This window comes from Pseudomonas sp. TE3895 (genome assembly GCF_056278855.1).
This window is the reverse complement of record NZ_JBWBQE010000001.1, coordinates 5,074,213-5,100,756: the sequence shown is the minus strand read 5'-3', so window position 1 is coordinate 5,100,756 and position 26,544 is coordinate 5,074,213. Positions and strand designations below refer to the sequence as shown.

Genomic DNA, 26,544 nt, shown 5'->3' with positions numbered 1-26,544 from the left:
AACCGGTAGACTAGGGGCATTTTCGAACCTCTAGGTCAGTTTCCATGCATCCCGCTGCCGAACATTCCCCGCTGGGCAAGTCCAGCGAATACATCGCCACCTACTCCCCGGAGCAGTTGTTCCCGATCCCGCGTACTGCCAAGTGGGCCGAGCTGGGCGTCACTGCACAGACCTTGCCCTGGCAGGGGGTGGATTACTGGAACTGCTTCGAGCTGAGCTGGCTGCTGCCTTCGGGCAAGCCGGTGGTGGCGATCGGCGAGTTCGCCATCCCGGCGGACTCGCCAAACATCATCGAGTCCAAGTCATTCAAGCTGTACCTCAACTCGCTGAACCAGACGGTGTTCGCTTCGCTGGACGCGTTGCAGGCATGCCTGGAAAAAGACCTGTCCGCCGCTGCCGGCAAGCCGGTGGGGGTGAAGGTGCGCACTTTGGCCGAGGTTGAAGCCCAGGGTGTGGTGGCGTTACCGGGGCAGTGCATCGATGCACTGGATGTGGCCATCAGCAACTACGAGCAGCCGCAGCCAGAGCTGTTGCGCTGCGACCCGGCGCGGGTGGTGGAAGAAACCCTGCATAGCCATCTGCTGAAGTCCAACTGCCCGGTCACCGGCCAGCCGGATTGGGGTAGTGTGGTGGTTGAGTACAAGGGCAGGGCGCTGGACCACGCCAGCCTGCTGACCTACCTGATCAGCTTCCGCCAGCATGCCGACTTCCATGAGCAGTGTGTGGAACGGATTTACCTGGACTTGAAGAATCTGCTGCAGCCGGAGCACCTGACGGTCTATGCGCGCTATGTGCGCCGCGGTGGGCTGGATATCAACCCGTATCGCAGCACCGGGGCGATCAGCCCGGATAACAAACGCCTGGTACGGCAGTAATACAGGGGGCCGCTTTGCGGCCCCCGCTCTTTCAGATCCCCATGCTGTGCAGCGAGTTGGCAATGCTGCGCAGGGTGGCTGTGAGGTCGGGGTGGTCGGCCTCGAAGCGTTCGATCGCCAGGTTCACGCCGTCCACCAAGTTATTGTCTGGCGTGGCTTCCTCAAGTTTCAGTTGCGCCTCGATCTGGCGCGCCTCTTCGTGCAGGGCGGCCAGCTCTTCTTCCGAAAGCGGTACGTTGCGGTCCAGTTGCTCGCGCAAGCTGTTCAGGCGCTCTTGCAATTCGCGGGCAGGCATTGGCTATTCTCCATCAATGGCTTGGCAAGCCATGGACCTCGGCGGCGTGGCAAAGGTTCTGGCCTGTCTTCAGGGTAATCTACCTGCTGGCGATTTGCATGATCCGCGTCAAGGCTGCTGTATCAGGGTTTTTCACCCTTGCGCCGGCGCTGGGCGATGTCCACCAGGCAGGTGTCCAGCGCTTCCAGATGGTCGATCACCGAGTGCACGCCCAGGTTGAACAGCGCCAGCGTCGCCTTGCTGCGCGCCAGATCCTGCTCTTGCGGGCTCATGGCTTGCCATTGCGCAGAAGTGCGGTCGCATAACGGGCTGCAGGCGGCCAGGCCTACTGTCCACAAGCCGGCGTTAAGGCCAGACTGCAGCAGGCGCGGGTCGCCGCTGACCAATACGCAGCCATCCAGGCGCTCGCTGTCCAGCGCCATCAGTGCCTGCCAGCAAGCGTTCGGCGCTGGCCAGCGCACGCCATTGACCGCATGCCCTGGCAGCCAGTCGGGCAGTACATGGGCCAGGCGTTCGCTTTGCGCGGTATTGAGGTCATCCAGCCAAATGCACGGCACTTGGCGCTGACGCAGGCTGGCAAGGGTGGCCAGGGCGCCGGGGGCGGGTGATGGCGCGCCATGGGTAGCCTGCACCAGGCAGCCGCGCAAGCCGAACAGCACAGCAGTGAAGGCGGGCGCAGTGTCCATGGCAACTTCCCCCAAATGGTTCGAAGGCTATGCGTTGATTGTTACCGTCTTGTGACATCGGCCGCTGCGCAACAGTTGTTCACAAAATATTCAGCAAAAATGTGTAAGGCTGTTTATCAGCACGCAAGTCTCTATACTGCCGCCTTAACAGCAGCGCGACCTGTTGCGCTTGCGGCCGAGAAATTCGATGGAGAAACATCTATGCGTAGGATCGGTGCCAGTGTGATCGAACGAGTCACCCAGGCCTGTGTCTGCGCCAGCATGCTGCTGGCGCCCGTGGCAGCCACCCAGGCCGCCACCGAGGAAGATCCCTGGGAAGCGGTCAACCGCCCGATCTTCCGCTTCAACGATACCCTCGACACCTATGCCCTCAAACCATTGGCCAAGGGCTACCAAGCGGTCACTCCACAGTTCCTCGAAGATGGCATCCACAACATCTTTCGCAACCTGGGGGACGTGACCAACCTCGCCAACGACGTGCTGCAGCTCAAGCCGCATGCGGCGGGCGTGGATACGGCGCGGTTGATCGTCAACACCACCTTCGGCCTGGGTGGCTTCTTCGATGTGGGTACCAAGATGGGCCTGCAGCGCAACGACGAGGACTTTGGCCAGACCCTGGGCTACTGGGGGGTGCCGAGCGGGCCGTATGTGGTCATCCCGCTGCTGGGCCCAAGCACCGTGCGTGACGGTGTGGCCAAGTACCCGGACACCTATACCAAACCCTATCGCTACATCGACCACGTGCCTACGCGCAATTCGATCTTCGCGCTGGACCTGATCGACACCCGCGCCAGCCTGCTCTCGGCCGAAAAGCTGATTCAGGGTGACAAGTACATCTTCATTCGCAATGCCTACCTGCAAAACCGCGAGTTCAAGGTGAAGGATGGCGAGGTCGAAGACGACTTCTGATCTGTGAACCTGGGGCCGCAAAGCGGCCTCGGGTTCAATGCATGGCCAGAATCCGCAGCCCGAACTTCTGCTGCCCGCCCGGCTGGTCGGCAATCCATACCACTTCGGTGCTGGCATGCAGCCCCTTCAGCGCCGGATGGTCGGAGTCGATCCGTACCTCGATCTGATCACCCACCAGAAAGCGCTGTGGCGCCTGCACTTGCATGCCACCGCTGGACAGGTCCAGGCACACTGCCGCAATCACCTGGCCTTCGTGCAAAAGGCTGACCTCGGTGTCGATGCGCATGCGAATGAAGTCGCGTTTCTCGCTATGGCTGGAGGGCGTGTGGGGCATGCTGCATCCTTCCCGTCGGGTTGCGCTGGTCGACTTTCTTATAACTCCCGGTGATTTGCCCTGTAAAGAGCGGCGAGGTCGACCCCAGCATGCTTGAAACCCCTGCCGGATGGGAGTACCGTCTGCGCCTTACAAGGTACCTCTGACAGTTGCCGGGCAGGTGTTCTTGTCCTACAACTCAAGTAGAGTGTGACCATAAAGAATTCCCGTAGCTGGCCGTCTGCCTTGCCGACACCGCTGCACCAACCTAAATCGGCGCCGTTCGCCCACATGCAGAAAACCAGTGCAACGCTGCTGATCATCGATGACGACGACGTGGTCCGTGCCAGCCTCGCCGCCTACCTTGAAGACAGTGGTTTCAGCGTCCTCCAGGCCAGTAATGGCCAGCAGGGGCTTCAGGTCTTCGAAGAACACCAGCCCGACCTCGTGATCTGCGATCTGCGCATGCCGCAGATGGGCGGCCTCGAACTGATCCGTCAGGTCAGCGAGCGTGCGCCGCAGTTGCCGGTGATCGTGGTGTCCGGTGCCGGCGTCATGAGTGATGCGGTGGAAGCGTTGCGCCTGGGCGCCGCCGACTACCTCATCAAGCCGCTGGAAGACCTGGCCGTACTCGAGCATTCGGTGCGCCGCGCCCTCGATCGCTCGCGCCTTGTGCTGGAAAACCAGCGCTACCGCGACAAGCTCGAAGCCGCCAACCGTGAACTGGAGGCTAGCCTGCACCTGTTGCAGGAGGACCAGACCGCCGGTCGCCAGGTGCAGATGAACATGTTGCCGGAAAGCCCCTGGGTGGCCGGTGAGTTCGCCTTCGAGCACCAGATCATCCCGTCGTTGTACCTATCGGGTGATTTTGTCGATTATTTCCGCGTGGACGAGCGGCGCATTGCTTTCTACCTCGCCGATGTATCCGGGCATGGGGCGTCGTCGGCCTTTGTCACCGTGCTGTTGAAATTCATGACCACGCGCCTCATGTTCGAGCTCAAGCGCAGCAGGATGCGTGAGTTCAAGCCGTCTGAAGTGCTCAGCCACATCAACCGCGGCCTGATCAACAGCAAGCTGGGCAAGCACGTCACCATGGTCGGCGGGGTGATCGACGAAGAGTCCGGCCTGCTGACCTACGCTGTCGGCGGCCATTTGCCGTTGCCGGTACTGTACACCCCCGAGCATTGCCGCTACCTGGAAGGCCGCGGCCTGCCGGTGGGGTTGTTCGATGAGGCCACCTACCAGGACCTGGTGGTGGAACTGCCCCCGCAGTTCAGCCTCAGCCTGATGTCCGATGGCATTCTGGACCTTTTGCCGGGTGATACGCTCAAAGATAAAGAAGCCGCCTTGCCGGAGATCGTCAAGGCAGCAGGTGGCAGTCTGGATGGGCTGCGTCAACGATTTGGATTGGCTACGCTTGGGGAGATGCCGGATGATATCGCCCTATTGGTGTTGAGCAGGAACCTTCAATGAGTACCGGTAGAATTCAGTTCGCCGAGCAGAGCGGTACCTTCGTACTGAAATTCGTTGGTGAAGTGCGCCTGACCCTGTGTTCGGCGCTGGATGCGACGATCGAGAAGATTTTCACTGCGCTGAACTTCTCGGCGATTGTCATCGACCTGACTGAAACCGAGAGTATCGACAGCACCACACTGGGCCTGCTGGCGAAGCTGTCGATCCTGTCGCGGCAGAAGGTGGGCCTGCTGCCGACGGTGGTGACTACCAATCCGGACATTTCACGGCTATTGCAGTCGATGGGCTTCGATCAGGTGTTCAACATTGTCGATCGGCCGATACCCTGCACCGATTGCCTGACTGACTTGCCGTCGCAGGACCAGAATGAAGAGGTGGTGCGCTCCAAGGTGCTGGAGGCGCACAAGATCCTCATGGGCCTGAATGACTCCAACCGCGAAGCCTTCCATGATCTGGTCAATGCGCTGGAGCGGAGCTGATCTATAGCCTTTGCCGGCCTCTTCGCGGGTAAACCCGCTCCTACGACGGCCTGCGCCCAAACACCAATGTGTGTCCACCCCCAATCAGGTGTAGGAGCGGGTTTACCCGCGAAGAGGCCGGCACAGGCTGTAAAATTCTGAATCTCACTGCTCCCGGTTTTTAAACTCTGTAGCCTCACCCCCGCCCGCATCCAGCTGATACACCCGCGCCGGCCGCCCCTGTTCATCAAAAAACACCTGTCCCAGCCCGGCACCATTCCACAGCCGTTCCCCGGCCTTGCTGTGGCTGGGCGTACGCGGCACCACCTCCATTTCTCGGCGCTTGGTAAACCAGTTGAGCGGCGAGCGCGGCGCATACAACCAGCGGTTGAGCCGGTCGAGCACATCCAGCAAACGCCGGGGGAACTCGTTCTTGATTCCGCTGCTGGTCACCTGCCACAAGTGCGGGCTGCGCTGGCGGTGGCGAATCAGCACCTCATACACGAACGAGTAATGCACATCCCCCGACAGCACCACGTAGTGCCCCGGCGTGCGCGAGTGGCGGAAGATATTGAGGATGACCTGCGCCGCACCGCGGTGGGCCATCCAGTTCTCGGCATCCACCAGCAGCGGGTAGCCCAGCCAGCTGAACACCTTCTGCACCGTCTCGATCAGCTTCACCCCGAAAATCGGCGCAGGTGACACGATGACTGCCGAGGGATGATCGAGCAGTGCTTGCTGCAATTCACTCAGCGCTTCCCAGTCCAGCAGGCCGGACGGCTTGGCCAGGTTGCTTTCGCTGCGCCAGCGGCGGGTGCGGGTATCCAGTACCAGCAGCGGTGGTTCTGTCGGCAGGCTGAACTGCCAACCCTGGAAGCGCAGCAGCTCGCCAATCAGCTCATCCTGGTTCTGGCGGGTCAGCACCTGGCACTGTTCGATCAGCGGATTGCAACCGTCCGGGTTGTTGCCCCAGGCCTGGCAGAGCAGGTAGCCGAGCAAGGCGTTGCCAATGATCCTTCGCGAGAATGGGTGGCCGTAGGCCGTTTCCTCCCACTGCGCCGAGAGGTTCCAGTCGTCGGTGATGTCGTGGTCGTCGAAGATCATCAGGCAGGGCAGGTGGGCCATCACTCGCGCCACCTGACCGAGATTGTCGGCAAACCCCTGGATCAGCGGCAGCTCTTGCTGGTATCGGGCTTGATGCTCGTCGCTGAGCCCGCTGGGGATGCCCAGGTCCACCAGCTGCCAGGGCACCGGCGACCACACCAACAGGTACATGGCCATGACTTCGGCGAAGGTCACCAGGTGGTTGTCGGCGTTGCTGGACGAGAAGATCGGCTTGCGCTTGCCGCCGAAAAAACGCTCGCGCAGGGTGTCGTTGCGTTCCAGCGCCGGCAGCAGGTCGGCGCGGTGGTAGTAGCTGGCCGGGTGCTGGTACAGCGCCTGGCTGTCGGCTACCACCGCACCCTCCAGTTGCTCGTCGAACAAGCCCAGGCGCGAGATCAGGCTATGGATGGCGCGCAGCATGGGGCCCGCGACATCGTCTGCGTAAACCTGGTCGCCCGTCATCACTAGCACGGCGGGGCGGTCTTCGGGCTTCTTGCACCCCTGCAGCAGCCGGTCGGCGCACAGCAGGCCGTCGGCAGCAGGGTGGTGCGGCTTGCGGCAGGAGCCGTGCAGCAACTGGTCGAGGCGCTCACGCAGCACCAGGTTTGGGCGCTGGGCGCCCGGGTAGAGCAGGTGCGGCGCCCAGTCGGCGATACCCTGGCCATTGATCAGCAGGTCATAGTCGAGCAACTGGTTGCAGGGCAGGGGGCTGGCGAATTGGATGTCCAACAGGTGAACGTAGGCATGCCGGCCAATCGGCACCACCTGGCAATCGACGTGGGCCTCGCTTGCCAGGCAGACGAACGCGGGCTGCAGCGGTTGGGTAGTGACCAGCCAGACGGCCAGACGCTGGGGTTCCAGGCGGCGCAGTACCGGGCCGGCGAGAACGAGGGGCAACGGGTTAGGGGAGGTCATCGACAGCTCGGGTGGCTATGGCGGCCTGTTCGCGGGCAAGCCCGCCCTTACATCGATCGGTGTAGGAGCGGGCTTGCCCGCGAACAGGCCCGAGAATTCAATACACAACTAAGGCGTGGCAAACAAAACGGGCGGAAAATACTGAACACTTCCCGCCCGTCAGGCAAACACGAACTGTATCAGGCCTTTTCAGCCATCAACTTCTCCAGCTTTTCCTGGTCCCGCGCAAACTGGCGGATACCTTCGGCCAGTTTCTCGGTGCCCATGGCGTCTTCGTTCATCGCCCAGCGGAACTGGCTTTCGTTCAGGTGCTGCTTGGCTTCACCGGCGTTGCCCGGTTTCAGCACCTGCGGCAACTCACCCTGGTCATCACTCAGCTGCTGCAGCAGCTCGGGGCTGATGGTCAGGCGGTCACAGCCGGCCAGTTGTTCGATCTGGCCGATATTGCGGAAGCTGGCGCCCATGACCACGGTGTTGTAACCATTGGCCTTGTAGTAGTTGTAGATGCGCGTAACCGACTGCACGCCTGGGTCCTCGGCGCCCACGTATTCCTGGCCGGTGCTCTTCTTGTACCAGTCGTAGATACGGCCCACGAACGGCGAAATCAAAAACACCCCGGCATCGGCGCAAGCCTGGGCCTGGGCGAAGGAGAACAGCAGGGTCAGGTTGGTCTGGATACCTTCCTTCTCCAGCTGCTCGGCGGCGCGAATGCCTTCCCAGGTCGAGGCCAGCTTGATCAGCACACGCTCTTTTGGCACTCCGGCCGCCTCGTACAGGGCGATCAGCTGACGAGCCTTGTTCAGCAGGGCTGGCTCATCGAACGACAGGCGTGCATCCACCTCGGTGGAGATACGCCCCGGGATGACCTTGAGAATGCCCGAGCCTACCGCCACCGCAAACTTGTCGCAGGCCAGGTCGACATCACCCTTGGCGTCGGCCTTCACCTGCTTGAGCAGATCGGCGTAGCCCGGGATGGCAGCAGCCTTGAGCAGCAGTGACGGGTTGGTGGTGGCATCGACCGGCTTCAGGCGGGTGATGGCGTCCAGGTCCCCGGTGTCGGCGACCACGGTGGTGAACTGCTTGAGTTGTTCCAGCTTGGAGGTCATGGGCGTGCTCTGTCCTGTGCATTTACTCGACATTACCCGAGGCCCGACAGCCGCTCAAGGGCCGCCGAAACCCTGCGGACCCGCTGGCCCGCACAGGGCTGTACGAAAGGTGAAGATTCGAGTCGCAAGCAAGCCCGAGGTTCCCTCCCTCTGAGGTCACCGCCCCTGCAACAACTCCACGGCCTGGTCAAACACCGCCAAGGGTTCGGCCGCCTTGTGAATGTCTGCCGACAGCAACTGGCGGAAGCGCCGCGCCCCTTTGAATCCTTGGGCCAGCCCCAGAATATGCCGGGTAACGTGGTGCATCGCACCGCCACTTTCCATATGCGTCACGATGTAAGGCCGCAGTTGCGCCAATGCCTCGCTACGGCTGACCACCGGCGCATCGCTGCCAAACAGTTGCTGGTCCACCTCGGCCAGCAGATAAGGGTTGTGATACGCCTCGCGCCCCAGCATCACGCCATCGAAGGTTTCAAGGTGTGCCTGGCATTCGTCCAGGGTCTTGATCCCGCCGTTGAGCACGATCTCCAGGTCCGGGAAGTCCCTCTTCAACTGCGCTGCGATGTCATAGCGCAGCGGCGGGATCTCGCGGTTCTCTTTCGGCGACAGCCCTTCCAGAATCGCGATGCGTGCATGCACGGTAAAACTCCGGCAGCCGGCCTCACGCACCTGGCCGACGAAGTCGCTCAGTTCGGCGTAGCTGTCACGGCCGTTGATACCAATGCGGTGCTTCACCGTGACAGGCGTCGATACGGCGTCACGCATGGCCTTCACGCAGTCGGCCACCAGCGCCGGGTGAGCCATCAGGCACGCGCCGATCATGTTGTTCTGCACCCGGTCGCTCGGGCAGCCAACGTTGAGGTTGACCTCATCGTAGCCCGCTTCTTCAGCCAGGCGCGCACAAGCGGCCAGGTCGGCCGGCACACTGCCACCCAGTTGCAGGGCCAGCGGGTGCTCAGAAGCATCGTGGCGCAGGAAACGGTGAGCGTCGTTGTGCAGCAGGGCACCGGTGGTGACCATTTCGGTGTAGAGCAGGGTTTGCCGGGAGAGCAGGCGCAGGAAGAACCGGCAATGTCTGTCGGTCCAGTCCATCATAGGGGCAACGCTGAAGCGGCGTGACGGCTCAGGGCGCGTGGTTTGTGGCTTTGAAGCGTTTTCTAGGAGCATTCTGGGCTACGCATTTATGTACCATTTTCCGGGGGCGTGTTGGGTTTGACAGTGGTGCGGGCTACCGCCGCCAAACACACTCGTACCACCGGAAATCATGGCAATGATCAGAGCAAGGAAAAAGGCCGATTCGACGGTTAGCTATACCGTCCAGATCCGCCTCAAGAAAAAGGGTGTCCTAGTCTACCAAGAGTCCCAGACATTCGCCCGCCAGCAGGCTGCTCAAGCCAGGGCGAAAGATGGTTGGCGTAGACGATCTGCATTTTCACGATCTGCGCCACGCAGGCGTGAGCTGGTTATTCGAAATGGACTGGGATATCCCTGCGGCGTTACACCCCTCTGAGGAGCGTGAAGCGGACCTAGCATAGAAGCTACACTGCACGACCCGGTCACCCACGACAGCCTGCTCCAATCAATCGCAGGCTCATGAAAAGGAAGTCAAGCAAATGGATGTACCTTGCACCTCTCTGGACGAAGTCCGTCAACGGATCGATGAAATCGACCGCAGCCTCGTTTCGCTTCTCGCCAAACGTGGAAGGCTTGTAACGCAAGCAGCGGGCTTCAAGAAAACCACCGATGATGTGCGTGCGCCTGCCCGGGTCGAGCAAGTGATCAAGAAGGTTCGTGAGATGGCTGACGAAACCGGTGCCTCGGCTGAGGTGGTGGAACAGGTCTATCGGGCGATGATTTCGGCCTTCATCGCCGAGGAGCTCAACACCCATGCGAAGCTGGCCGATGAGGCTTCAGCATCGTGATGAAGCGCGGGGCTCATACGCAGCCCCGCCGCTTTCTCCTGCTTGCTATCTCTGGCTCAACGCCGCAATCGAGACGCCAGACGCGACGAAGGTGAGGCCTGCGCCCACGTTCAGCCCATTCACCAGCCGTGGCCGCCGGTACAGGTAGCGAGACAGTCCCGTGGCGAAAATACCCATCAAGGCAAACCCCAATGCCGTGAGTGCAGCGAACCACACGCCGTAAACCAACATCTGCACGCTGACCGACCCGCGTGCGGGGTCGACGAACTGGGGAATGAACGCCAGCACGAACAAACCGGGCTTGGGGTTGAGCGCAGCCGAAAGCAGACCGGTCAGAAAAATGCTGGGCAGCGATTGCCTGGATGCCGGCTGAAAGCTTATCAGGCTACGAGCGCGCAGCACCTTGATCCCTAGCCAGAGCAGATAGCCGGCACCCATGAGCTTGATCACCCAAAATGCGAGCACCGAGGTTTGCATCAGTAGGGTCAAGCCTAACGAAGCGGCTGCAACGTGAAACAAAATGCCTGCTCCTGACGCCATGCCGGATACGGCCGCTGCGACTTTACCCTGGCTGAGACCGCGGCCAATGGCCAACACGTTGTCAGGGCCCGGTGCCAGCACCAACAGCACGCAGGCGGCGGTATAGGCGAACCACACGTTCATGGGAAACACGGCTCTCTCCTTAAGCCTGATTAAGCATCCATCCTGAAGGCGGGGTACGCCAATAGCAAGGCGGAACCTCAAGGGCTGTTAGCACTGGCGGGCTCGGCCCTGCTTGGTTGGCCGAGGATTCTCCGAACACGTCAGGACGGGGCAGACTACCTGTGCTGACACAGTCGTCCGCTCGAGCGCCAGTTCGGTTATGTGAAGGCTCGCTTTCGTGGCTTGGCCAAGAACACTGCACAACGGACCACGTTGTTTGCGCTGTCGGACCTGTGGATGGGGCGCCGGTAGTTGTTGAACGCTGCGCTATCGGCCGAAAAATGGGCCTGGCGCGGTCGAGATGTTGCTCATTACGCGCTCGGGAAAACGTGATCGGCGTTTCCCTGGCAGTCTGTCGGAATGCGAGAACTTTGGTGTCTGTGTCAGGTCCAACCCGCACTTTAGCTACCCACTCGCGCCTCCGGAGCCGAACAAAAAATGAAAAAACCTTTGGTTGCTGTCTTTGCTTGTGCATTGGCACTCGGGATGACGGCATTCTTGCCTGCCGATATCTCTCCTATCAGTTCCGCCTATGCCAAGGGCGGTGGTGGTGGTGGTGGTGGTGGTGGTGGTGGCGGTGGCGGCGGCGGCGGTGGTCATGGCGGTGGCGGCGGACATGGCGGTGGAAACGGCGCCGGACATGGCGGTGGCATGGGAGGGCATAGTGGAAGCGGGAAGGGCCTTGGAAGTGATCACGCTGGAAAGGCGACACGCGATCATGGGGTAAGCGGCAATCATTACGGAAGCTCGCGCAACAGCGACAACGGTCATGGCACCACCACCTCGGGTGTCGCTCACTCCAAGGACACTCGCGGTTTGGCCAAGTCCACGGCCATCTCTCGAACGACGCCAGGCGATCATAATTCGAAAGGCCTCAGCAACGCTGTCGGGTCTTCTTCAAAAAATGATCGATGATTTGACCGCATCCATGCCGTACCGGCTTTAGCGTGCACGAAAGCCCAGCGTAGATCGGGCTAAATGAATGGGTCACCCCCACACCCTGCGAGGGCTAAGCTTTCGCAGGGTGTTTTGTTTTGGAGGCCATCATCACGAGCGAGTCAGCACGGGTCGGGATCGATCTCGGTAAACACAGTTGCCACCGGCATGCCCAAGACACGTTGGGCCAAGCGGTGTTTCGCAAGAGGGTAGACGGCACGATCAGCCACACAGCCCAGATTCGCATCCCAAGTACAGGGGGCGCTTAGCTGGCGTAGCAAGTCTCTGATTGGCCAGGCCTGCGTTTTGCTGCTGCGCTCTGTGTCGTAGCGGCCATGCTTCAGGTCGTATCTGGATGCGGCCTGAATCTTACCGGTCAGTATAGTCAGCTCCGTCCCTTTGCCGGAGTGCCTTGAATTGGACAATACCCGTGAGCGTTTGATTGATGCCGCGCTGAAGCTGTTTCTGTTGCAAGGTGTATACGTGACGGGGGTAACGGCCATTGCCGCGATGGCGGGTGTTACCAAAATGACGCTCTACAGCCATTTCCCCTCCAAGGATGCGCTGATAGTGGCGTGCCTTGAGGAGCGTGACCGACGCTGGCGTGAAGAGGTAGCGTGCACCTTGGCCAGGCACCCTGAGCCGGTCAGTGGCATGCTCGCTTTTTTCGATCTGTATGAACGCTTTCTTTTAAAAGATAGCGAGCGCGGGTGCCTGTTCGTCAACAGTGCGGCTGAATTCCCCCAGTTTAGCCACCCCGTGCATTTGGCAGTGAGCCGGCATAAGCAAGGGATACGCGAAAACCTTGCTGCCTTGGCCATGAGCGCCGGTATAAACGACCCCGACGCAGTTGCCCAAGGGCTGTTTATCTTGCTGGAGGGCAGTTTTGTCAGCGGCGCGATGGGCCAGGACATGCGGGTATTCGACACTGCCCGACAAATAGCTCATTGCTGGATCCAGAGGCAGGAGCAGGGCGTATGACCCTGGGCTTGTTAGCGGCCATTGCCGCCACCTTTTCCTGGTCACTGCTCTACATCTTTCCGGGGCTGGTCGGTGACTACAGCCTTTTTGACCTGGCGGTGGTGAGCTATGCCTTTGCCGGGTTAGGTAGCCTGCTGGTGCTGTTCGTTTACCGTAGCGCAGTGCGGCAATTGCGACTGATTGACTGGGCCTGTGCCGCACTGCTGGGCTTCTTGGGATACATTGGCTACTTCTTCCTGATCACCACTGCGGTCTTGGCAGCCGGGCCGGTGATCCCTCCGGTGATGATGGGGTCAGTACCGATCGTGCTTGCGATTGCCGGCAACCTGCGCAGTGCCAGCGTGCCCTGGCGCGCCATTGCCGGGCCACTGCTGGTGGCGGGTCTGGGCATCAGCCTGGTCAATCTGAGTGTGTTTGATGCTAGCCGTGCGGCGGCAGTGCTCCCAACCGCATCGTTACTGCTTGGGCTGCTTGCATCGTTGCTGGCAATCGCATTCTGGACCGGTTTTGGTCTATTGAATGAAAGTGCTTTGGCTCGACGCCCAAGCATGTCTCCCATGTTGTGGTCAGCCATGTTGATCTTCATGTGCAGTGTCGAAATGCTGGCGTTCATCCCGGTTGGGCTGTACTTGAAACTGTCTCATTTCGCTAGCCATCCGAGCGGATTGGCAGGTACTCAGGCGCTGATCGTCTGTGGGCTGATTCAGGGGTTAGGGGCCACCCTTGCAGGTGCCTGGGCATGGTCAATCGCAACGCGGCGTCTACCGCTGGCGCTGAGCGGGCAATTGATCGCCAGCGGATCCATTTATGCAACTACGATGGGCCTGCTCATCAACCAACGCTGGCCGTCTCCTATGGAAGCGCTTGGAACAGGCTTGTTGTTCGTAGGGGTGGTGTGGGCTATTCACGCCTTTTACCGCAAGCAAACACGCCTCCAGACACATGGCGGGATAACCGACCTTAGCCGACACTGATGGGACTGGTTTGCGATCATCCCTTGATTGATTCGTCGCCTGGATCGGAAAGGGGCGATCAACAGTGCTGAGTTGTTACTTTGAGAAAAGCATGAACTTTGCTGCCCAGTCTTTATATTCGTTTTGCAAGCAATAGCCAGCAACGAGCGTTGAGGCCGATTTGTCAGCGTTAACCTGGCGACGGCGCTGTATGCGCAGGCTTTCATAGGTGGCCTGAACCGAGGCAAAGTATGCTTGATGGCCATCCACCACGATGCGCACGCCGAGTTCTGCCAGGCCAGGTGCATCCCGAAGCTCGCTGTTGCCATAGGTGATTAGCATCACTGGAAGGGTCAATCCATCGGCGATGGCGGCGAGTTCATGAACATCCTTCACACCAACGAGGCACACCGCATCGGCACCCGATCGCTCGAATTCCCTGGTTCTACGGATAACGTCCTGTAGCGGCTGCACACCAGCGTGGGTTCTGGCGATGATGGCGAGTGAGCTATCAATCCTTGCTTCTTGCGCCGCGCGCAGTTTACCGGTGGCTTCTTCGGTGCTGATCAGCTCCAGGGCACCGCTGCCAAAACGGGCAGGCAGGAGGGTATCTTCGATGGTGAGTGCTGCAACCCCAGCCCGTTCTAGCTCGACAACAGTCCTCATGGCGTTAAGGGCGTTGCCATATCCATGATCAGCGTCAGCAATTATCGGAAGGCTAGCCACGCGGCCAATTCGGGTGGCCTGTTCGGCGAATTCACTAAGGGTGATTAAAGCGATGTCAGGAGCACCCAACACTTGCAGGGAGGCAACAGAGCCACCCAGTATGCCAACTTCGAAGCCGAGATCCGAAGCGATGCGTGCGGATAAAGGGTCAAAAACCGAAGCGGTACTCAAGCAAGCGTGACCGTTGAGAAGAACACGGAAGTCATTTCGCAATTGATGATGACTGCGGTTGTGCATGGCTGTCTCTTGGCATATTGGGATGTATGACGCGTCGCGATCCACTACTTTGGACGTTCAGCGAGTACGTTGAGAGGGCAGGGGATGGCGGTGTTGGGCGGTGGAGTTGATCACCTTCACCGCCCATTCGCTTATTTGATGAACCGTACTTGGCTATTGATCTTCTCGATCACCGCGCCTTTGCGTTCATTGAACCGGGCTTTGTTCTGCTCGAACAGGTTATTGCCCTTGGTGTCGATAGAAATGATCAGCGGGCCGAACTCTCGTACACGGTTGACCCATAGCGTTTCCGGCATGCCCAAGTCCTGCCATTCGGCGCGTTCGATCTCTTCCACCTGGGTCGCTGCCAAGACTGCACAGCCGCCTGGAAACACTGCATGCACAGCCTTGTTCTCAAGGCAGCCAGTGGTGGTCTCCGGGCCCATACCGCCTTTGCCGACGATCAGCTTTACCCCAGTTTGCTCGATGAACTGTTTCTCGAACTTTTCCATGCGCATGCTAGTCGTCGGGCCGATCGACACCATTTCAAAGCTGCCGTCGTCCTTTCTCTTGACGATGGGGCCTGCGTGAAAGATGGCGCCGCCGCGAAGATTTACAGGAAGCTCCCGGCCTAGCTCGATAAGCCGGCGATGTGCAACGTCTCGGCAAGTCACCAACTGGCCAGTGAGGTAAACCACGTCGCCAACGTTCAGGCTTGCCAAATCTTCGTCACTTATTGGAGTGGTCAGGATCTTTTTCACAGTACTACGCCTTCATGGGAGAGGATGTCATAAGTGAGGTCGGCATTGATGCGGATCTTGCCGCGGCGGTGCGCCCAGCAACCTGTCGATACCGCGACGCCGATGGTCGAGGGGTGTCGGGCCGACGATTCGATGTTCACGCCCATCACGCTGCTGTTGCCAGTCAAACCCTGGGGGCCAATGCCGATTTCGTTCAGGCCTTCCTCCAGCAGCTTCTCCATCATCGCTGCACTTTCGTTGGGATGGCTGGAATCCACTTCGCGCAGGATGGCCTTTTTCGAAAGGCGTGCCGCGGTCTCGACCGAGGTCGATACACCCACGCCTACCAGCAAAGGCGGGCAAGCGTTGACACCGCGGGAGGTAATGACATCGAAGACGAACTCTGTGACCCCTTCGTAGCCTTGCCCTGGCATCAGCACCTTGGCCGAGCCCGGCAACGTACAGCCACCACCCGCCATGTACACATCGACAATGGCGTAGTCGGCATCGGGGATGATTTCCCAGTCCAGCCACGGGATCTTCGAGCCGGTGTTGGTGCCGGTGTTCTTTTCGATGAAGGTTTCAACTGCGTTATGGCGTAGCGGGCCCTTGATGGTCGCCTCCTTGGTGGCGTTCTCGAGGATGCCCTCCATTTCGCCCAGCAGCGGGAAGCGTGCACCGGCGGAAATGAAATACTGGATCACACCGGTATCCTGACAGCTGGGGCGGTTCAGCTTGTCAGCGTAATCCTGGTTGTCGGCCATCGAGTCGTAGACGGCGATGGCCAGCGGGTTGGTTTCCGCTGCGCGCAGCTTGGCGGTCTTTTCTTTTACATCCTTGGGCAGGCGCTTGCCGATGTAGGCGGTGAACTTCGCCAAGACGTCGGTCAGCGATTCCACAGCGGCTTCTTTGTCTACGGTTTCCATGTTTACTTCCTCAGTGCATCACAAGGTTTTTTGGGTCAGAGTCAATGGCAGGCTTGGTAGCCGAAGGCAGTGATTCGCTTTTTTCTGGCTCGCCCACCACTTGGCCATCCAAGACCTGATTCATCCTGGTGCTATCGAGGGCGCCGACCCATTTGGCGATGGCCATGGTGCCCACGGCGTTGCCGATGGTGTTGGTAATGGCGCGAGCCTCAGACATGAAGCGGTCTACGCCAAGAAGCAGAACCATGCCGGCTACAGGGATGTTGTCCATGGTGGCCAGGGTTGCGGCCAGGGTGATGAAGCCCGAACCCGTGACGCCTGCAGAGCCTTTGGATGTGAGCAGGAGCACGCCCAGGACGATCAGCTGGTCCATGAGGGTCAGTGGGGTATTGGTTGCCTGCGCGATGAATATCGCCGCCATTGTGTAGTAGATGCATTGGCCGTCAGGGTTGAAAGTCAGCCCCGAAGGAATGACCAGGCCTACTACCGGTTTCGAGACGCCGACCTTCTCCAGTTTGTTCATCATTTGTGGCACAACAGACTCCGATGAGCTGGTGCCCAATACGGTGAACAGCTCCTCCCGCAGGTACTTGAGGAACTTCCACAAGCTGAACCCAGACATCCGAGCGATTGAGCCGAGAACGATCACCACGAACAGGAAGCAGGTCACGTACATAGTTGCCATCAGCTTGCCCAGCGAAACGATGGAGCCCAGGCCATATTTGCCGACGGTGAAAGCCATGGCGCCACAGGCTGCCAGCGGAGCAATGCGCATCACCATGCCGACGATGTAGAACATGCCGTGAGAAAACGACTCGAGCACATCGACTACGGGCTTGCCGCGTTCTCCTAGATTGGCCAGCGCAATGCCGAGTAAGGTCGAGAACAGCAGAATCTGCAGGATTTCGTTCTTGGCAAAGGCATCCACTACGCTGCCGGGGATTACATGCAACAAGAAGTCGGTGAAGCCGCCCGATCCGCTAACGGCAGCAGCGGTGTAGGTAGAGATGGCATTGCTGTCCAGGGTGGCAGGGTCGATGTTCATGCCTTGGCCAGGTTGCACCAGGTTCACAACGATCAGGCCCAGCACCAATGCGAAAGAGGAGAGAACCTCGAAGTAGATCAGGGCCCGGGCACCGACACGGCCGAGCTCCTTCATGTTTTCCATTTTGGCGATGCCGAGAACCACGGTTGCAAAGATGATCGGTGCAAAAACCATCTTGATCAGTTTGATGAAGGCATCACCCAGTGGCTTCATGTCTGCGCCGACCTCCGGCCAGAGCACGCCTAGCAGTACTCCAATTGAAACGCCAATCAGTACCTGCACATACAGCTTACTTATCCATCGTTTGGCCATTGCCGTCTCCGAATTATTGTTGTGAGTCGGATTTATGTGGCGACTGGGCTAAGCGGCAGACAGGCAAGACCGGCAAAGCTAAATAGCCCAGCGTTTTTGTGGTTAATCAGGCAGGCCTAAGGTAATGGTTTTTTCTGAGTGGTGTAATAGACTCAGATTTAAGACATTATTTCCTTGAGGTTAATTATGAATCCTGTGTCGGAACTTGCTTTTTTCAGCCAGTTGGTGGCGGCTGGCAGCCTGGCAGCGACAGCCCGTGAGCTGAACCTCACTCCCCCCGCTGTAACCAAGCGGCTTGCGCAATTGGAGAAGCGTCTTGGCGTTCGTTTGTTGAACCGAACGACGCGCAGCATCAGCCTCACGGCCGAAGGTGAGACGTACCTGATCAATGCAAAACGCATTCTCGGCGAGATCGAGGAGATGGAGCGGCAGGTATCCAGCAGCAGGGCCGAGCCAAAGGGTTTGTTGCGCGTGAATGCACCGCTGGGCTTCGGCCGCACCCATGTAGGGCCAGCCATCTCACTCTTCGCCAAGCGCTATCCAGAGGTTGAAGTTCAGCTTCACCTGACGGACCGGCCTATCCATCTCCCTGATGACGCAATTGACGTGGCGATCCGTTTTGGTGAGCTGCCTGATTCAAGGCTCATTGCCAGGAAAATAGCGGTTAATCGCCGACGTTTGTGTGCAAGCCCTGAGTACTTACGTACCCACGGAACTCCTGAGACGGCAAAAGACCTGGTCCGGCACAACTGTATCGTGTTGCGTCAAAATGAATCCGCATTCGGGATATGGCGTATGTCTAAAGGCAAACAGTTCGACGCCATCAAGGTCCACGGGAGCTTGAGTACTAACGATGGAGAGGTAGCGTTGACTTGGGCGCTGGACGGGCATGGGATATTGATGCGAGCGGAATGGAACCTGGCCGGTTATCTACGTACAGGTCAGCTTGTGGAAGTCTTGAACGATTATGAGACCGAGCCGGCAGACATCTACGCTGTCTATTTAGAGCGCCTGAATTTATCTGCGAAAGTCGCTTATTTTGTGGATCATTTACGAGAGTTTTTCAAAAGCAAAGCTGAGAACCCTACTGGCGGTCTTGATGCGTGGAAATGACGCTGGCGAAGCCGCATCGGCTTGGTTGAGTTACGCCTGATGATGCGCACGAGGTCTTCTTGGCGATCCTCCCGCGTTAAAAAATGAAGCCAGGGGCGAGCATGAACGGCAGAAGGTTGGGCCGTTCCACGCGAAGAGGCGGTTTGGATTGCCATCGGCGCCGCCGGCACAACCCTTGTCGACACACAGTGTTTGGGTGATGGCGCATTATTTAACTTTGCGCCGGTAGCCCATGAATGCTTGCGCGCGCCCCTCACGACTTGCTTAGGTGTCAGCGACACCTTTCAACGTGCACCAGTTTGCGTCCTTAATCGAGACCTATACTGAACAGCAACGTTCCATTCCCTGCCCGCCATTCCCTATAAGGATCTGAACCATGACAGCATCCAAACTCGTCGCCCTGGCTTTGGCGGGTGTTCTTTTTCCTGCTCTAACCCTTGCCCAGCAGGCCTCCAGCGCCGCCGAGCCGACTCAACAGTCGATGAACATTGAGCAATTTGATCAGGAGATGGCGAAGGCTCAAGAAAACCTGAAAAAAATGCAGGATCAAATGAGCCTGATCCACAAAACTACCGATCCAGTCCAGCGCCAGAAACTCATGCAAGATCACCAGGCCATGATGCAGCAAGGAATGCTCATGATGAAGGGAATGATGGGGTGCTGCGGCGGCATGATGGGCGGTCGCATGATGGGGAGCGGCCACATGATGGGCTGGGGGCAGATGGGCAGCCATTACGCCGGAATGACGCCTGAGCAGATGAAGCAGCACCAATACATGATGGACAGATACATGGGAATGCAACAGATGATGATGGATCAGATGATGCAGCATCAGCAGCAGATGGGCACGCCGTCTCGCTAACCTAATACCCGCCGCCGGCCAGCAAGGGTGACGCTGACCGATAGCTTCGAAGGAGGTGAGGGTCGCCGTTGCGTATGCTGCGGCCAACGGGCAATCAAACGCTACGTGTGACGCCGCCATCGACCTTGATGTTCTGCCCGGTGATGTAGGCAGCGCCTTCGCTGGCGAGAAACGCGATGGTGGCGGCGATTTCCTCGCGGGTGCCATAGCGTTTGAGCGGCACGCTGTCGCGGCGCTGTTCGGTGGCCGGCAGGCTGTCGATCCAGCCGGGGAGGACGTTGTTGATCCTCACGTTGTCCCCGGCGAATTGGTCGGCGAAGATTTTGGTGAATGCGGCCAAGCCCGAACGGAACACTGCAGACGTCGGGAACAGCTCACTCGGCTCGAACGCCCAGGCGGTGGAAATGTTGATGATCACGCCCCCTTTCTGGCGCTGCATGTAGGGCGTCACCAGGCGAGTCGGGCGAATGACATTGAGCAGATAGGTGTCCATGCCCTTGTGCCAGTCTTCGTCGCTGATTTCCAGGATTGGCGCGCGCGGACCATGGCCGGCGCTATTGACCAGCACGTCGATGCGCCCCCACTTTTCCACCACGGCATCGACCAGGCGTTTCAGGTCCTCAACCGACTGGTTGCTACCTGTTACACCCACACCGCCAAACTCGGCAGCCAGCGCTTCGCCCTTGCCCGAGGAGGACAGGATGCCAACCTTGAACCCGTCAGCGGCCAGGCGCCGTGCCGCAGCCGCGCCCATACCACTGCCACCTGCTGTGATGATCGCAACTTTTTCTACTGACATGCTGCCTCCGGAACGTTAATGGCTGAATGCTTAGGTGCACTAAAATTAGCAGCAGTCGTGGCCGCGAGGGAGACAGCTAAACTTCACCAAGGCAGTAGATTAACTATTGCCTGCTTGTTGCTTGAGCCAGCGCTGGACAATGCCTAGCGACTCCGGCTGCTGCAACTTTCGTGGCCATACCAGGTAAAACGACTTATCGAGCCTGAGTTGCTGAGCGAAGACCTGGGTCAGCCTGCCCGCGACGAGGTCATCACTGACGAACGCCAGGCTTGCCAACGCAATACCCTGACCACTGATGGCCGCATCGATGGCCAATGAAGTCTGGTTGAACCGCAGGTTTTTGGCAGTCGCTTGCCCGTGTTGCGGGAACAGTTGTGCAAGGAACCGAGGCCAGAAATCATGGGCATCGTGAAGCAGGGTGAACGCTTGAAGCTGCTCGAAGCTGGTGGGGACTTTGCTGGCTTCGAACAACGTTGGGCTGGCCACGGCGACGATACGCTGTTCCATCAACAGTTCGCTGTTCAAACCCGCGCCGATGTCGGGCTTGCCATAGCGGACTGCGAGATCCACGCCGTCGGTATTGAAGTGGGACAGCCGATCTGTGGCCAGTACACGTAAATCGATGTCCGGATGGCTGTGCGCAAAGCGGCCCAGCCGGGGAATGAGCCATTTGGAGGCAAAGGTCGGTGTCACGCTGACCGTCAGATGAGACGCTTGTGGCCGCAGCAGGCGGGTAGCCTCATCGATCATCGCCAAGGCGTTGCGAATGCTGCCGCTGTAGCCCAGCCCCGCATCGGTCAGTGCCAGGCCCCGGGGCAGGCGCTCGAACAAACGAAGGTTCAGGCTCGCTTCCAGCCCGCGTATCTGTTGTGCAACTGCCGCCTGGGTCACCCCCAGCTCGTCGGCGGCCAGGCGAAAGTTCAGGTGGCGGGCAACCACTTCGAACACACGTAGCGCATTGAGTGAGGGCAAATCAGGGAAACCGTTTGGCATGGCGATGGACAGGGTCGGGCTGGAGGATTCACCCACGAGGCTACTCGCCGAGCGCCTGTAAAGAAACCCGCGCCACCGCAGGCAATCCGCCACGCTGCGCAGCAAGCCCTCTGTTGGCGGCTGCACATTTTCATTGTTCAGCTTGACGCGTGAAATTTTTCATGTAAATTTTCATGAAAAATAAGTCTAAAAATTTCACGGCAGTCCGAAACGATGAAGAGACACGAAGAGGTTGAAGCCCTCGCGATCCTTATTCACGACCTGCGCAAATTCAAGAACCTGACCTTGGGTGAACTGGCCGAGCGCATCAACCGCTCGGTGGGTTTCCTCTCCCAGGTCGAACGCGGCGTTTCGCGCCCGACCGTGGCAGACCTCACCGCTATCAGCGAAGCGCTCGGCGTATCAACCGCGTACTTCTACAACCTGAGCAAGCCCCGCAGCATTGGCTGGGTCACGCGCCCTAACGAGCGGCGCACGCTGTACCTGGAGTCGGGCATCACCGACGTGCTGGCTTCGCCGACCATCGCAGGCGCCTTCTCCATGCTCGACAGCCTTCTCGAGCCGGGCGCCACCAGTGGGGAGGCGTACTTGAGCGACCGTTCCGAGCAGGGCTGTTTCGTGCTCGAGGGCGAACTCACGGTGTGGCTGGACCAGGGCGATGCCGTGACCCTGCAAGCCAACGACTGCTTCCAGCTGCAACCCCATGCGCCGTTCCGTTACGCCAACCTGACGGACAGAACCACCCGTGTGCTCTGGGTCTTCAATTGAATTCGTTCACCTCACAAGGATAAGAAGATGAGTGTCATCTTTCCGGACCTGCTGGTTGAAGTGCGCTCGTTCCGAGCAGAACACCCGGCAATTCGCTATGTCGACCTGATTGCGCTGGACATCCCCGGGCACTTCTACGGCAAGCGCTACCCCATGGACATGCTGGAAAAAGTCGCAGCCGGTGCGCCACTGAAGCTGCCGCAAAACTGCGTGCTGCTGGGGACCCAGGGCGGCCTTTACCCGATTGGTGACTATTGCTTCGCCGACGGCGACCCGGATGCCGCCCGGCGCCTGGTGCCGGGTACGCTGAAGCCGGTGCGTTGGGAGAAGGAAGTGATCGCCCAGATGCTGATCACGTCCGACGGCACCGCAAAGCCGATCGAGTTCGAGCCCCGTGAAGTGCTGGCGCGTGTGCTTCAGCGTCTGGCCAAGCGTGGCATCCGCCCGGTGGTGGCGTTCGAACTGGAGTTCTACCTGTTCGACCGCAAGCTTGATAACGGCCTGCCGCAGTACCCACGTGACACGGCAACCGAGGATGAAGACGATCAGCCAAACATGCACATCGAGCGGTTGTCGCGCTTCTCGTCGGTCCTGCACGAGATGGTCGATGGCGCCAACGAGCAGGGCGTGCCGGCGAACGTCATCACCGCAGAGCTGGGCCCAGGCCAGTTCGAGATCAACTTCTCGCACAGCGACGATGCCCTCAGTGCGGCGGACTGGTCGGCACTGTTCTGCCGCAGTACCCGCGGTATCGCGATGAAGCACGGCTACCGTGCCAGCTTCATGAGCAAGCCCTACCTGGACGCGCCAGGCAGCGGCATGCATGTGCACGTCAGCCTGTACGACGAAGCCGGCAATAACATCCTGGCGGGAAGCGAACAGCGCAAGCTGCGCCATGCGGTGGCAGGCTGCCTGGAGCTGCTGCCGCACTGCATGCCGATCTTTGCCCCCAACCACAATGCCTACCGACGTTATGGCGCCATGGTCAACGCGGCGAGCAAGGCCAGCTGGGGTTTCGAAGACCGTGACGCGTGCATCCGCATCCCCGAGTCCGACCCGCGCAACCTGCGCATCGAGCACCGCCTCGCTGGCGCCGACGCCAACCCGTATCTGGTACTGGCGGCCATTTTGACCGGGATGGAGCATGGTCTGGATCGTGGCGTGGAGCCCATCGCCCCGCTGAACGACAACCGCCAGAGCGGCATCGACTTCCCCAAGGATGCCCTCAGCGCCTTGGCCGCCATGCGTCATCACCCGGTGGTCAACGAAGGCCTGGGCAGCGAGTTCGTGATGGTCTATTGCGAAAACAAATACCAGGAGCAACTGGACTTCATGCACCACATCGATGCCCGCGAATACCGCTGGTTCCTGTAGGTGCCGAGGTTGGAACAGCGACGCTGCACCCTCCCTTTCTACCGTTTCAATACAACGCGCAATATGGATTTGCCGGAGGAAGATATGCCACGTGTGCCCGTGATCGGCATTACCGCATGCACCAGCATGATTGAGCTGCATGCAACCCAGACCATCAGCGAGAAGTACGCGCGCGCGGCAGCCAAGGCGGCGTGTGGGCTGCCCATCGTCATTCCCAGCCTCGGTGAGTTGATGAACAGCGCCGATATTCTTGACGTGGTGGATGGGCTGATCTTCACCGGTTCGCCGTCCAACATCGAGCCGTACCACTACAACGGCCCGGCCAGTGCTGCGGGCACCCATCACGACCCTCTGCGCGATGCCACCACGTTGCCGCTGATGCGCGCCGCCATCGCCGCCGGTGTACCGGTACTCGGCATTTGCCGTGGCTTCCAGGAAATGAACGTGGCGCTGGGTGGCACCCTGCACCAGAAGGTCCACGAGACCGGCATGTTCATGGACCACCGCGAAGGCAAGGATGAGCCCCTCGACAAGCAATATGGGCCGCGCCACACCCTGCATGTAGAGCCTGGCGGCATGCTCGACCGTATGGGCTTGCCGGCAATATTCGACGTCAATTCCATCCACGGCCAAGGCATCGACGTACTGGCCCCCGGGCTGAGGGTGGAAGCGCTGGCGCCCGATGGCCTGGTGGAAGCGATTTCGGTCGAGAGCAGCAAGGGCTTTGCCCTGGGTGTGCAATGGCACCCCGAGTTCCAGGTCATGGATAACCCCCATTACCTGGCCATCTTCCAGTCCTTCGGCAAGGCCTGCCGGCACCGCTCGGTACTGCGCCAGAGGCTGTTGCTGTCTGCCTGAGCAGCGGCCTTTCCCACCTGTAAAAAATACCCTCGCAGCGCGGCTGCGCAACTTGATGGAGTGAAGTCAATGAGTGAACAGAATTCGCAGACCCTTGCCTGGCAAACAATGAGCCGCGACCATCACCTGGCCCCGTTCAGCGATGTCAGGCAACTGGCCGAGAAAGGCCCGCGCATCATCACCTCGGCCAAGGGCGTGTACCTGTGGGACAGCGAGGGCAACAAGATTCTCGATGGCATGGCCGGCCTGTGGTGCGTGGCGGTCGGCTATGGTCGCGATGAGCTGGCCGATGTCGCCAGCCAGCAGATGAAGCAGTTGCCTTACTACAACCTGTTCTTCCAGACCGCGCACCCGCCCGCGCTGGAGCTGGCCAAGGCGATCGCCGAGGTGGCCCCGCAAGGCATGAACCACGTGTTCTTCACCGGTTCCGGCTCCGAAGGCAACGACACCGTGCTGCGCATGGTCCGCCATTACTGGGCTCTGAAGGGCCAGAAGAACAAGAAGGTCATCATTGGCCGCATCAACGGCTACCACGGCTCTACCGTGGCGGGCGCCGCCTTGGGCGGCATGAGTGGCATGCACCAGCAGGGCGGGGTGATCCCGGATGTCGTGCACATCCCGCAGCCGTACTGGTTTGGCGAAGGCGGCGACATGACCGAGGCCGACTTCGGTGTGTGGGCGGCCGAGCAACTGGAGAAGAAGATCCTCGAAGTTGGCGTGGACAACGTTGCCGCCTTCATCGCCGAGCCGATCCAGGGCGCCGGTGGCGTGATCATTCCGCCGCAGACCTATTGGCCGAAGATCAAGGAAATCCTGGCCAGGTACGACATCCTCTTCGTCGCCGACGAAGTGATCTGCGGGTTCGGCCGTACCGGTGAGTGGTTCGGCACCGATTATTACGACCTCAAGCCTGACCTGATGACCATCGCCAAGGGCCTGACCTCCGGTTACATCCCCATGGGCGGGGTGATCGTGCGTGACGAGGTGGCCAAGGTGATCAGCGAAGGCGGCGACTTCAACCACGGCTTCACCTATTCCGGCCACCCGGTGGCGGCAGCGGTGGGCCTGGAGAACCTGCGGATCCTGCGTGACGAGCAGATCATCCAGCAGGTGCACGATAAAACCGCGCCGTATCTGCAACAACGCCTGCGCGAACTGGCCGACCACCCGCTGGTAGGCGAAGTGCGCGGCCTGGGCATGCTCGGTGCGATCGAGTTGGTGAAAGACAAGGCCACCCGGGCCCGTTATGAAGGCAAAGGTGTCGGCATGATCTGTCGCCAGCACTGCTTTGACAACGGCCTGATCATGCGCGCTGTAGGCGACACCATGATCATCGCGCCACCGCTGGTGATCAGTATCGAAGAGATCGACGAACTGGTGGAGAAAGCCCGCAAGTGCCTTGACCTGACCTATGAGGCTGTTCGGTAAGGACGGAGGGCCTGGTTAGCTGTTCTCAGCACCTGTGAGATCGAGCGCCGCCTGCGCGGTGCTCGATCGGTGCCGCAATCGTACATTTCACGTCAGGCACCTTCCGCAAAGCATTTTGCTTTGTGAAATGAATCCTGTACTTTTCTGGGCATCCATTTCCCGTCTGAAAGTCGCGATTCAACCATGAAAGTGCACGAAGAAATCGAAGGCCTGGCAGTACTGATTCGCGACCTGCGCAAGTTCAAGGGCCTGACACTGGGCGAGCTGGCACAGCGCATCGGCCGTTCGGTGGGCTTTCTGTCCCAGGTCGAACGCGGCGTGTCACGCCCGACTGTGGCCGATCTCACAGCCATCAGCGAAGAGCTCGGTGTATCCACAGCCTATTTCTACAAGCTGGACAAACCCCGTGAGCTCGACTGGGTGACCCGCCCGCACGAGCGTCGCACGCTGCACCTGGCAGGTGGCATCACCGACGTGCTGGCATCGCCCTCCATAACGGGCGCGTTTTCCATGCTCGATAGCCATTTGCAGCCGGGGGCCAGCAGTGGCGAGGAGTACCTTGACGACAGCTCGGAGCAGGGCTGCTTCGTGCTCGAAGGCGAACTGACCGTATGGTTGGGCGATGCTGACCCGGTCACGCTGTACGCCAATGACAGTTTTCAGTTGCAACCCCACGCCCGTTTTCGGTATGCCAACCTGACCGACAAGCCCACACGCGTGCTTTGGGTGTTCAGCTGAGGGCCGTCGCACAGGCAT

28 protein-coding genes and 1 pseudogene are annotated in these 26,544 nt (G+C 59.7%); 16 read left to right on the top strand and 13 right to left on the bottom strand.

Translation table 11 applies throughout. The features are described from left to right. The first annotated feature begins 44 nt into the window (after positions 1-44). Positions 45-875, top strand: coding sequence for an NADPH-dependent 7-cyano-7-deazaguanine reductase QueF (gene queF / locus ACZ889_RS23160; protein ID WP_012053150.1), 831 nt, complete (start codon positions 45-47; stop codon positions 873-875). A 31-nt stretch (positions 876-906) separates the two neighbouring features. On the opposite strand, the gene ACZ889_RS23155 is transcribed toward queF, so the two are convergent. Further along, the gene (locus ACZ889_RS23155; protein WP_003248815.1) at positions 907-1,170 is read right to left on the bottom strand and encodes a DUF4404 family protein; all 264 of its coding nucleotides are present in this window, start codon (positions 1,168-1,170) and stop codon (positions 907-909) included. A 122-nt stretch (positions 1,171-1,292) separates the two neighbouring features. Beyond that, positions 1,293-1,856 carry a hypothetical protein gene (locus tag ACZ889_RS23150; protein WP_014859665.1) on the bottom strand — a complete coding sequence of 188 codons (564 nt, stop codon included), beginning with the start codon at positions 1,854-1,856 and terminating at the stop codon, positions 1,293-1,295. Between the two features lie 201 nt (positions 1,857-2,057). Here ACZ889_RS23150 and ACZ889_RS23145 point away from each other — a divergent pair, with 201 nt between their 5' ends. Then, positions 2,058-2,765: an MlaA family lipoprotein gene (locus ACZ889_RS23145; RefSeq protein WP_012053148.1), complete on the top strand. Its 708-nt coding sequence runs from the start codon at positions 2,058-2,060 to the stop codon at positions 2,763-2,765. A gap of 34 nt (positions 2,766-2,799) precedes the next feature. Here the strand turns inward: ACZ889_RS23145 and ACZ889_RS23140 are convergent, their stop codons facing one another. Beyond that, positions 2,800-3,099 (bottom strand): PilZ domain-containing protein, encoded by a 300-nt coding sequence (locus ACZ889_RS23140; protein WP_014859666.1) that lies wholly within the window; start codon positions 3,097-3,099, stop codon positions 2,800-2,802. Positions 3,100-3,369: 270 nt separating this feature from the next. Here ACZ889_RS23140 and rssB point away from each other — a divergent pair, with 270 nt between their 5' ends. Both rssB and rssC read left to right on the top strand, forming a co-directional pair. Further along, positions 3,370-4,551, top strand: coding sequence for a two-component system response regulator RssB (rssB, locus tag ACZ889_RS23135; RefSeq protein WP_003248822.1), 1,182 nt, complete (start codon positions 3,370-3,372; stop codon positions 4,549-4,551). Next, positions 4,548-5,030 (top strand): anti-sigma factor antagonist RssC, encoded by a 483-nt coding sequence (gene rssC, locus ACZ889_RS23130; RefSeq protein WP_161774733.1) that lies wholly within the window; start codon positions 4,548-4,550, stop codon positions 5,028-5,030. Before rssB ends, rssC begins: the two co-directional genes overlap by 4 nt. Before the next feature lie 144 nt (positions 5,031-5,174). Here the strand turns inward: rssC and ACZ889_RS23125 are convergent, their stop codons facing one another. The 3 genes from ACZ889_RS23125 to dusA form a co-directional block, all read right to left on the bottom strand. Continuing rightward, positions 5,175-7,028 carry an alkaline phosphatase D family protein gene (locus tag ACZ889_RS23125; RefSeq protein WP_476257844.1) on the bottom strand — a complete coding sequence of 618 codons (1,854 nt, stop codon included), beginning with the start codon at positions 7,026-7,028 and terminating at the stop codon, positions 5,175-5,177. Between the two features lie 179 nt (positions 7,029-7,207). After that, positions 7,208-8,134 carry a transaldolase gene (tal, locus tag ACZ889_RS23120; protein WP_267826451.1) on the bottom strand — a complete coding sequence of 309 codons (927 nt, stop codon included), beginning with the start codon at positions 8,132-8,134 and terminating at the stop codon, positions 7,208-7,210. 156 nt (positions 8,135-8,290) lie between these two features. After that, positions 8,291-9,301 carry a tRNA dihydrouridine(20/20a) synthase DusA gene (gene dusA, locus ACZ889_RS23115; protein ID WP_182375230.1) on the bottom strand — a complete coding sequence of 337 codons (1,011 nt, stop codon included), beginning with the start codon at positions 9,299-9,301 and terminating at the stop codon, positions 8,291-8,293. Positions 9,302-9,747: 446 nt separating this feature from the next. Between dusA and ACZ889_RS23110 the strand changes: the two genes are divergently transcribed. After that, complete coding sequence (locus tag ACZ889_RS23110; protein WP_012053142.1) at positions 9,748-10,056, top strand: chorismate mutase; 309 nt, start codon at positions 9,748-9,750, stop codon at positions 10,054-10,056. Between the two features lie 45 nt (positions 10,057-10,101). On the opposite strand, the gene ACZ889_RS23105 is transcribed toward ACZ889_RS23110, so the two are convergent. Continuing rightward, on the bottom strand, positions 10,102-10,719 hold the full coding sequence (locus ACZ889_RS23105) for a LysE family translocator (protein ID WP_014753910.1): 618 nt from the start codon (positions 10,717-10,719) through the stop codon (positions 10,102-10,104). A 174-nt stretch (positions 10,720-10,893) separates the two neighbouring features. On the opposite strand from ACZ889_RS23105, the pseudogene ACZ889_RS23100 reads away from it, so the two are divergent. The 4 genes and pseudogenes from ACZ889_RS23100 to ACZ889_RS23085 form a co-directional block, all read left to right on the top strand. Beyond that, positions 10,894-11,010 (top strand): annotated as a pseudogene (locus ACZ889_RS23100) (IS5/IS1182 family transposase); the annotation flags it as partial. Between the two features lie 186 nt (positions 11,011-11,196). Then, entirely contained in the window at positions 11,197-11,673 is a 477-nt protein-coding gene (locus ACZ889_RS23095) for a hypothetical protein (protein ID WP_155293966.1), read from the top strand. Between the two features lie 438 nt (positions 11,674-12,111). Next, a complete protein-coding gene (locus ACZ889_RS23090; protein WP_003248835.1) occupies positions 12,112-12,675 on the top strand; it encodes a TetR/AcrR family transcriptional regulator in 564 nt (187 codons plus the stop codon). After that, complete coding sequence (locus tag ACZ889_RS23085) at positions 12,672-13,649, top strand: DMT family transporter (protein ID WP_476257843.1); 978 nt, start codon at positions 12,672-12,674, stop codon at positions 13,647-13,649. Before ACZ889_RS23090 ends, ACZ889_RS23085 begins: the two co-directional genes overlap by 4 nt. 75 nt (positions 13,650-13,724) lie before the next feature. Here the strand turns inward: ACZ889_RS23085 and ACZ889_RS23080 are convergent, their stop codons facing one another. The 4 genes from ACZ889_RS23080 to ACZ889_RS23065 form a co-directional block, all read right to left on the bottom strand. After that, the gene (locus ACZ889_RS23080; protein ID WP_108079311.1) at positions 13,725-14,591 is read right to left on the bottom strand and encodes an isocitrate lyase/PEP mutase family protein; all 867 of its coding nucleotides are present in this window, start codon (positions 14,589-14,591) and stop codon (positions 13,725-13,727) included. A 131-nt stretch (positions 14,592-14,722) separates the two neighbouring features. Further along, a complete protein-coding gene (ttdB, locus tag ACZ889_RS23075) occupies positions 14,723-15,331 on the bottom strand; it encodes a L(+)-tartrate dehydratase subunit beta (protein WP_004576751.1) in 609 nt (202 codons plus the stop codon). Next, positions 15,328-16,236, bottom strand: a complete 909-nt coding sequence (gene ttdA, locus ACZ889_RS23070; RefSeq protein ID WP_004576752.1) for a L(+)-tartrate dehydratase subunit alpha — start codon at positions 16,234-16,236, stop codon at positions 15,328-15,330. Before ttdA ends, ttdB begins: the two co-directional genes overlap by 4 nt. Before the next feature lie 10 nt (positions 16,237-16,246). Continuing rightward, positions 16,247-17,593: a dicarboxylate/amino acid:cation symporter gene (locus ACZ889_RS23065; RefSeq protein WP_064614117.1), complete on the bottom strand. Its 1,347-nt coding sequence runs from the start codon at positions 17,591-17,593 to the stop codon at positions 16,247-16,249. Positions 17,594-17,779: 186 nt separating this feature from the next. Between ACZ889_RS23065 and ACZ889_RS23060 the strand changes: the two genes are divergently transcribed. Together ACZ889_RS23060 and ACZ889_RS23055 are read left to right on the top strand one after the other, a co-directional pair. Next, positions 17,780-18,706: a LysR substrate-binding domain-containing protein gene (locus ACZ889_RS23060; RefSeq protein ID WP_004576754.1), complete on the top strand. Its 927-nt coding sequence runs from the start codon at positions 17,780-17,782 to the stop codon at positions 18,704-18,706. A gap of 376 nt (positions 18,707-19,082) precedes the next feature. Then, positions 19,083-19,568, top strand: coding sequence for a hypothetical protein (locus ACZ889_RS23055; protein WP_054889145.1), 486 nt, complete (start codon positions 19,083-19,085; stop codon positions 19,566-19,568). A gap of 94 nt (positions 19,569-19,662) precedes the next feature. Here the strand turns inward: ACZ889_RS23055 and ACZ889_RS23050 are convergent, their stop codons facing one another. Further along, positions 19,663-20,367: an SDR family oxidoreductase gene (locus tag ACZ889_RS23050; protein WP_047604596.1), complete on the bottom strand. Its 705-nt coding sequence runs from the start codon at positions 20,365-20,367 to the stop codon at positions 19,663-19,665. Positions 20,368-20,466: 99 nt separating this feature from the next. Then, positions 20,467-21,360, bottom strand: a complete 894-nt coding sequence (locus tag ACZ889_RS23045; RefSeq protein ID WP_004576757.1) for a LysR substrate-binding domain-containing protein — start codon at positions 21,358-21,360, stop codon at positions 20,467-20,469. Positions 21,361-21,573: 213 nt separating this feature from the next. Between ACZ889_RS23045 and ACZ889_RS23040 the strand changes: the two genes are divergently transcribed. The 5 genes from ACZ889_RS23040 (at position 21,574) to ACZ889_RS23020 (ending at position 26,526) form a co-directional block, all read left to right on the top strand. Further along, entirely contained in the window at positions 21,574-22,128 is a 555-nt protein-coding gene (locus ACZ889_RS23040) for a helix-turn-helix domain-containing protein (RefSeq protein WP_003248847.1), read from the top strand. Between the two features lie 27 nt (positions 22,129-22,155). After that, positions 22,156-23,502, top strand: coding sequence for a glutamine synthetase family protein (locus ACZ889_RS23035; RefSeq protein WP_180689536.1), 1,347 nt, complete (start codon positions 22,156-22,158; stop codon positions 23,500-23,502). 84 nt (positions 23,503-23,586) lie between these two features. Beyond that, positions 23,587-24,360 carry a gamma-glutamyl-gamma-aminobutyrate hydrolase family protein gene (locus tag ACZ889_RS23030; RefSeq protein ID WP_180689537.1) on the top strand — a complete coding sequence of 258 codons (774 nt, stop codon included), beginning with the start codon at positions 23,587-23,589 and terminating at the stop codon, positions 24,358-24,360. Positions 24,361-24,429: 69 nt separating this feature from the next. Next, entirely contained in the window at positions 24,430-25,788 is a 1,359-nt protein-coding gene (locus ACZ889_RS23025; RefSeq protein ID WP_003248853.1) for an aspartate aminotransferase family protein, read from the top strand. Between the two features lie 183 nt (positions 25,789-25,971). Next, positions 25,972-26,526, top strand: coding sequence for a helix-turn-helix domain-containing protein (locus tag ACZ889_RS23020; protein WP_003248854.1), 555 nt, complete (start codon positions 25,972-25,974; stop codon positions 26,524-26,526). The last annotated feature ends 18 nt before the right edge of the window (positions 26,527-26,544 follow it).

Bases quoted from the DNA above. Each gene is read 5' to 3' on its own strand.
- rssB (WP_003248822.1), top strand. From the start codon at position 3,370: ATGCAGAAAACCAGTGCAACGCTGCTGATCATCGATGACGACGACGTG.
- queF (WP_012053150.1), top strand. From the start codon at position 45: ATGCATCCCGCTGCCGAACATTCCCCGCTGGGCAAGTCCAGCGAATAC.
- ACZ889_RS23040 (WP_003248847.1), top strand. From the start codon at position 21,574: ATGAAGAGACACGAAGAGGTTGAAGCCCTCGCGATCCTTATTCACGAC.
- dusA (WP_182375230.1), bottom strand. From the start codon at position 9,301: ATGCTCCTAGAAAACGCTTCAAAGCCACAAACCACGCGCCCTGAGCCG.
- rssC (WP_161774733.1), top strand. From the start codon at position 4,548: ATGAGTACCGGTAGAATTCAGTTCGCCGAGCAGAGCGGTACCTTCGTA.
- ACZ889_RS23140 (WP_014859666.1), bottom strand. From the start codon at position 3,099: ATGCCCCACACGCCCTCCAGCCATAGCGAGAAACGCGACTTCATTCGC.
- ACZ889_RS23050 (WP_047604596.1), bottom strand. From the start codon at position 20,367: ATGTCAGTAGAAAAAGTTGCGATCATCACAGCAGGTGGCAGTGGTATG.
- ACZ889_RS23060 (WP_004576754.1), top strand. From the start codon at position 17,780: ATGAATCCTGTGTCGGAACTTGCTTTTTTCAGCCAGTTGGTGGCGGCT.
- ACZ889_RS23095 (WP_155293966.1), top strand. From the start codon at position 11,197: ATGAAAAAACCTTTGGTTGCTGTCTTTGCTTGTGCATTGGCACTCGGG.
- ACZ889_RS23020 (WP_003248854.1), top strand. From the start codon at position 25,972: ATGAAAGTGCACGAAGAAATCGAAGGCCTGGCAGTACTGATTCGCGAC.
- ACZ889_RS23035 (WP_180689536.1), top strand. From the start codon at position 22,156: ATGAGTGTCATCTTTCCGGACCTGCTGGTTGAAGTGCGCTCGTTCCGA.
- ACZ889_RS23125 (WP_476257844.1), bottom strand. From the start codon at position 7,028: ATGACCTCCCCTAACCCGTTGCCCCTCGTTCTCGCCGGCCCGGTACTG.
- ACZ889_RS23045 (WP_004576757.1), bottom strand. From the start codon at position 21,360: ATGCCAAACGGTTTCCCTGATTTGCCCTCACTCAATGCGCTACGTGTG.
- ACZ889_RS23025 (WP_003248853.1), top strand. From the start codon at position 24,430: ATGAGTGAACAGAATTCGCAGACCCTTGCCTGGCAAACAATGAGCCGC.
- ACZ889_RS23080 (WP_108079311.1), bottom strand. From the start codon at position 14,591: ATGCACAACCGCAGTCATCATCAATTGCGAAATGACTTCCGTGTTCTT.
- ACZ889_RS23055 (WP_054889145.1), top strand. From the start codon at position 19,083: ATGACAGCATCCAAACTCGTCGCCCTGGCTTTGGCGGGTGTTCTTTTT.
- ACZ889_RS23105 (WP_014753910.1), bottom strand. From the start codon at position 10,719: ATGAACGTGTGGTTCGCCTATACCGCCGCCTGCGTGCTGTTGGTGCTG.
- ACZ889_RS23030 (WP_180689537.1), top strand. From the start codon at position 23,587: ATGCCACGTGTGCCCGTGATCGGCATTACCGCATGCACCAGCATGATT.
- ttdA (WP_004576752.1), bottom strand. From the start codon at position 16,236: ATGGAAACCGTAGACAAAGAAGCCGCTGTGGAATCGCTGACCGACGTC.
- ACZ889_RS23065 (WP_064614117.1), bottom strand. From the start codon at position 17,593: ATGGCCAAACGATGGATAAGTAAGCTGTATGTGCAGGTACTGATTGGC.
- ACZ889_RS23085 (WP_476257843.1), top strand. From the start codon at position 12,672: ATGACCCTGGGCTTGTTAGCGGCCATTGCCGCCACCTTTTCCTGGTCA.
- tal (WP_267826451.1), bottom strand. From the start codon at position 8,134: ATGACCTCCAAGCTGGAACAACTCAAGCAGTTCACCACCGTGGTCGCC.
- ACZ889_RS23110 (WP_012053142.1), top strand. From the start codon at position 9,748: ATGGATGTACCTTGCACCTCTCTGGACGAAGTCCGTCAACGGATCGAT.
- ACZ889_RS23150 (WP_014859665.1), bottom strand. From the start codon at position 1,856: ATGGACACTGCGCCCGCCTTCACTGCTGTGCTGTTCGGCTTGCGCGGC.
- ACZ889_RS23155 (WP_003248815.1), bottom strand. From the start codon at position 1,170: ATGCCTGCCCGCGAATTGCAAGAGCGCCTGAACAGCTTGCGCGAGCAA.
- ACZ889_RS23145 (WP_012053148.1), top strand. From the start codon at position 2,058: ATGCGTAGGATCGGTGCCAGTGTGATCGAACGAGTCACCCAGGCCTGT.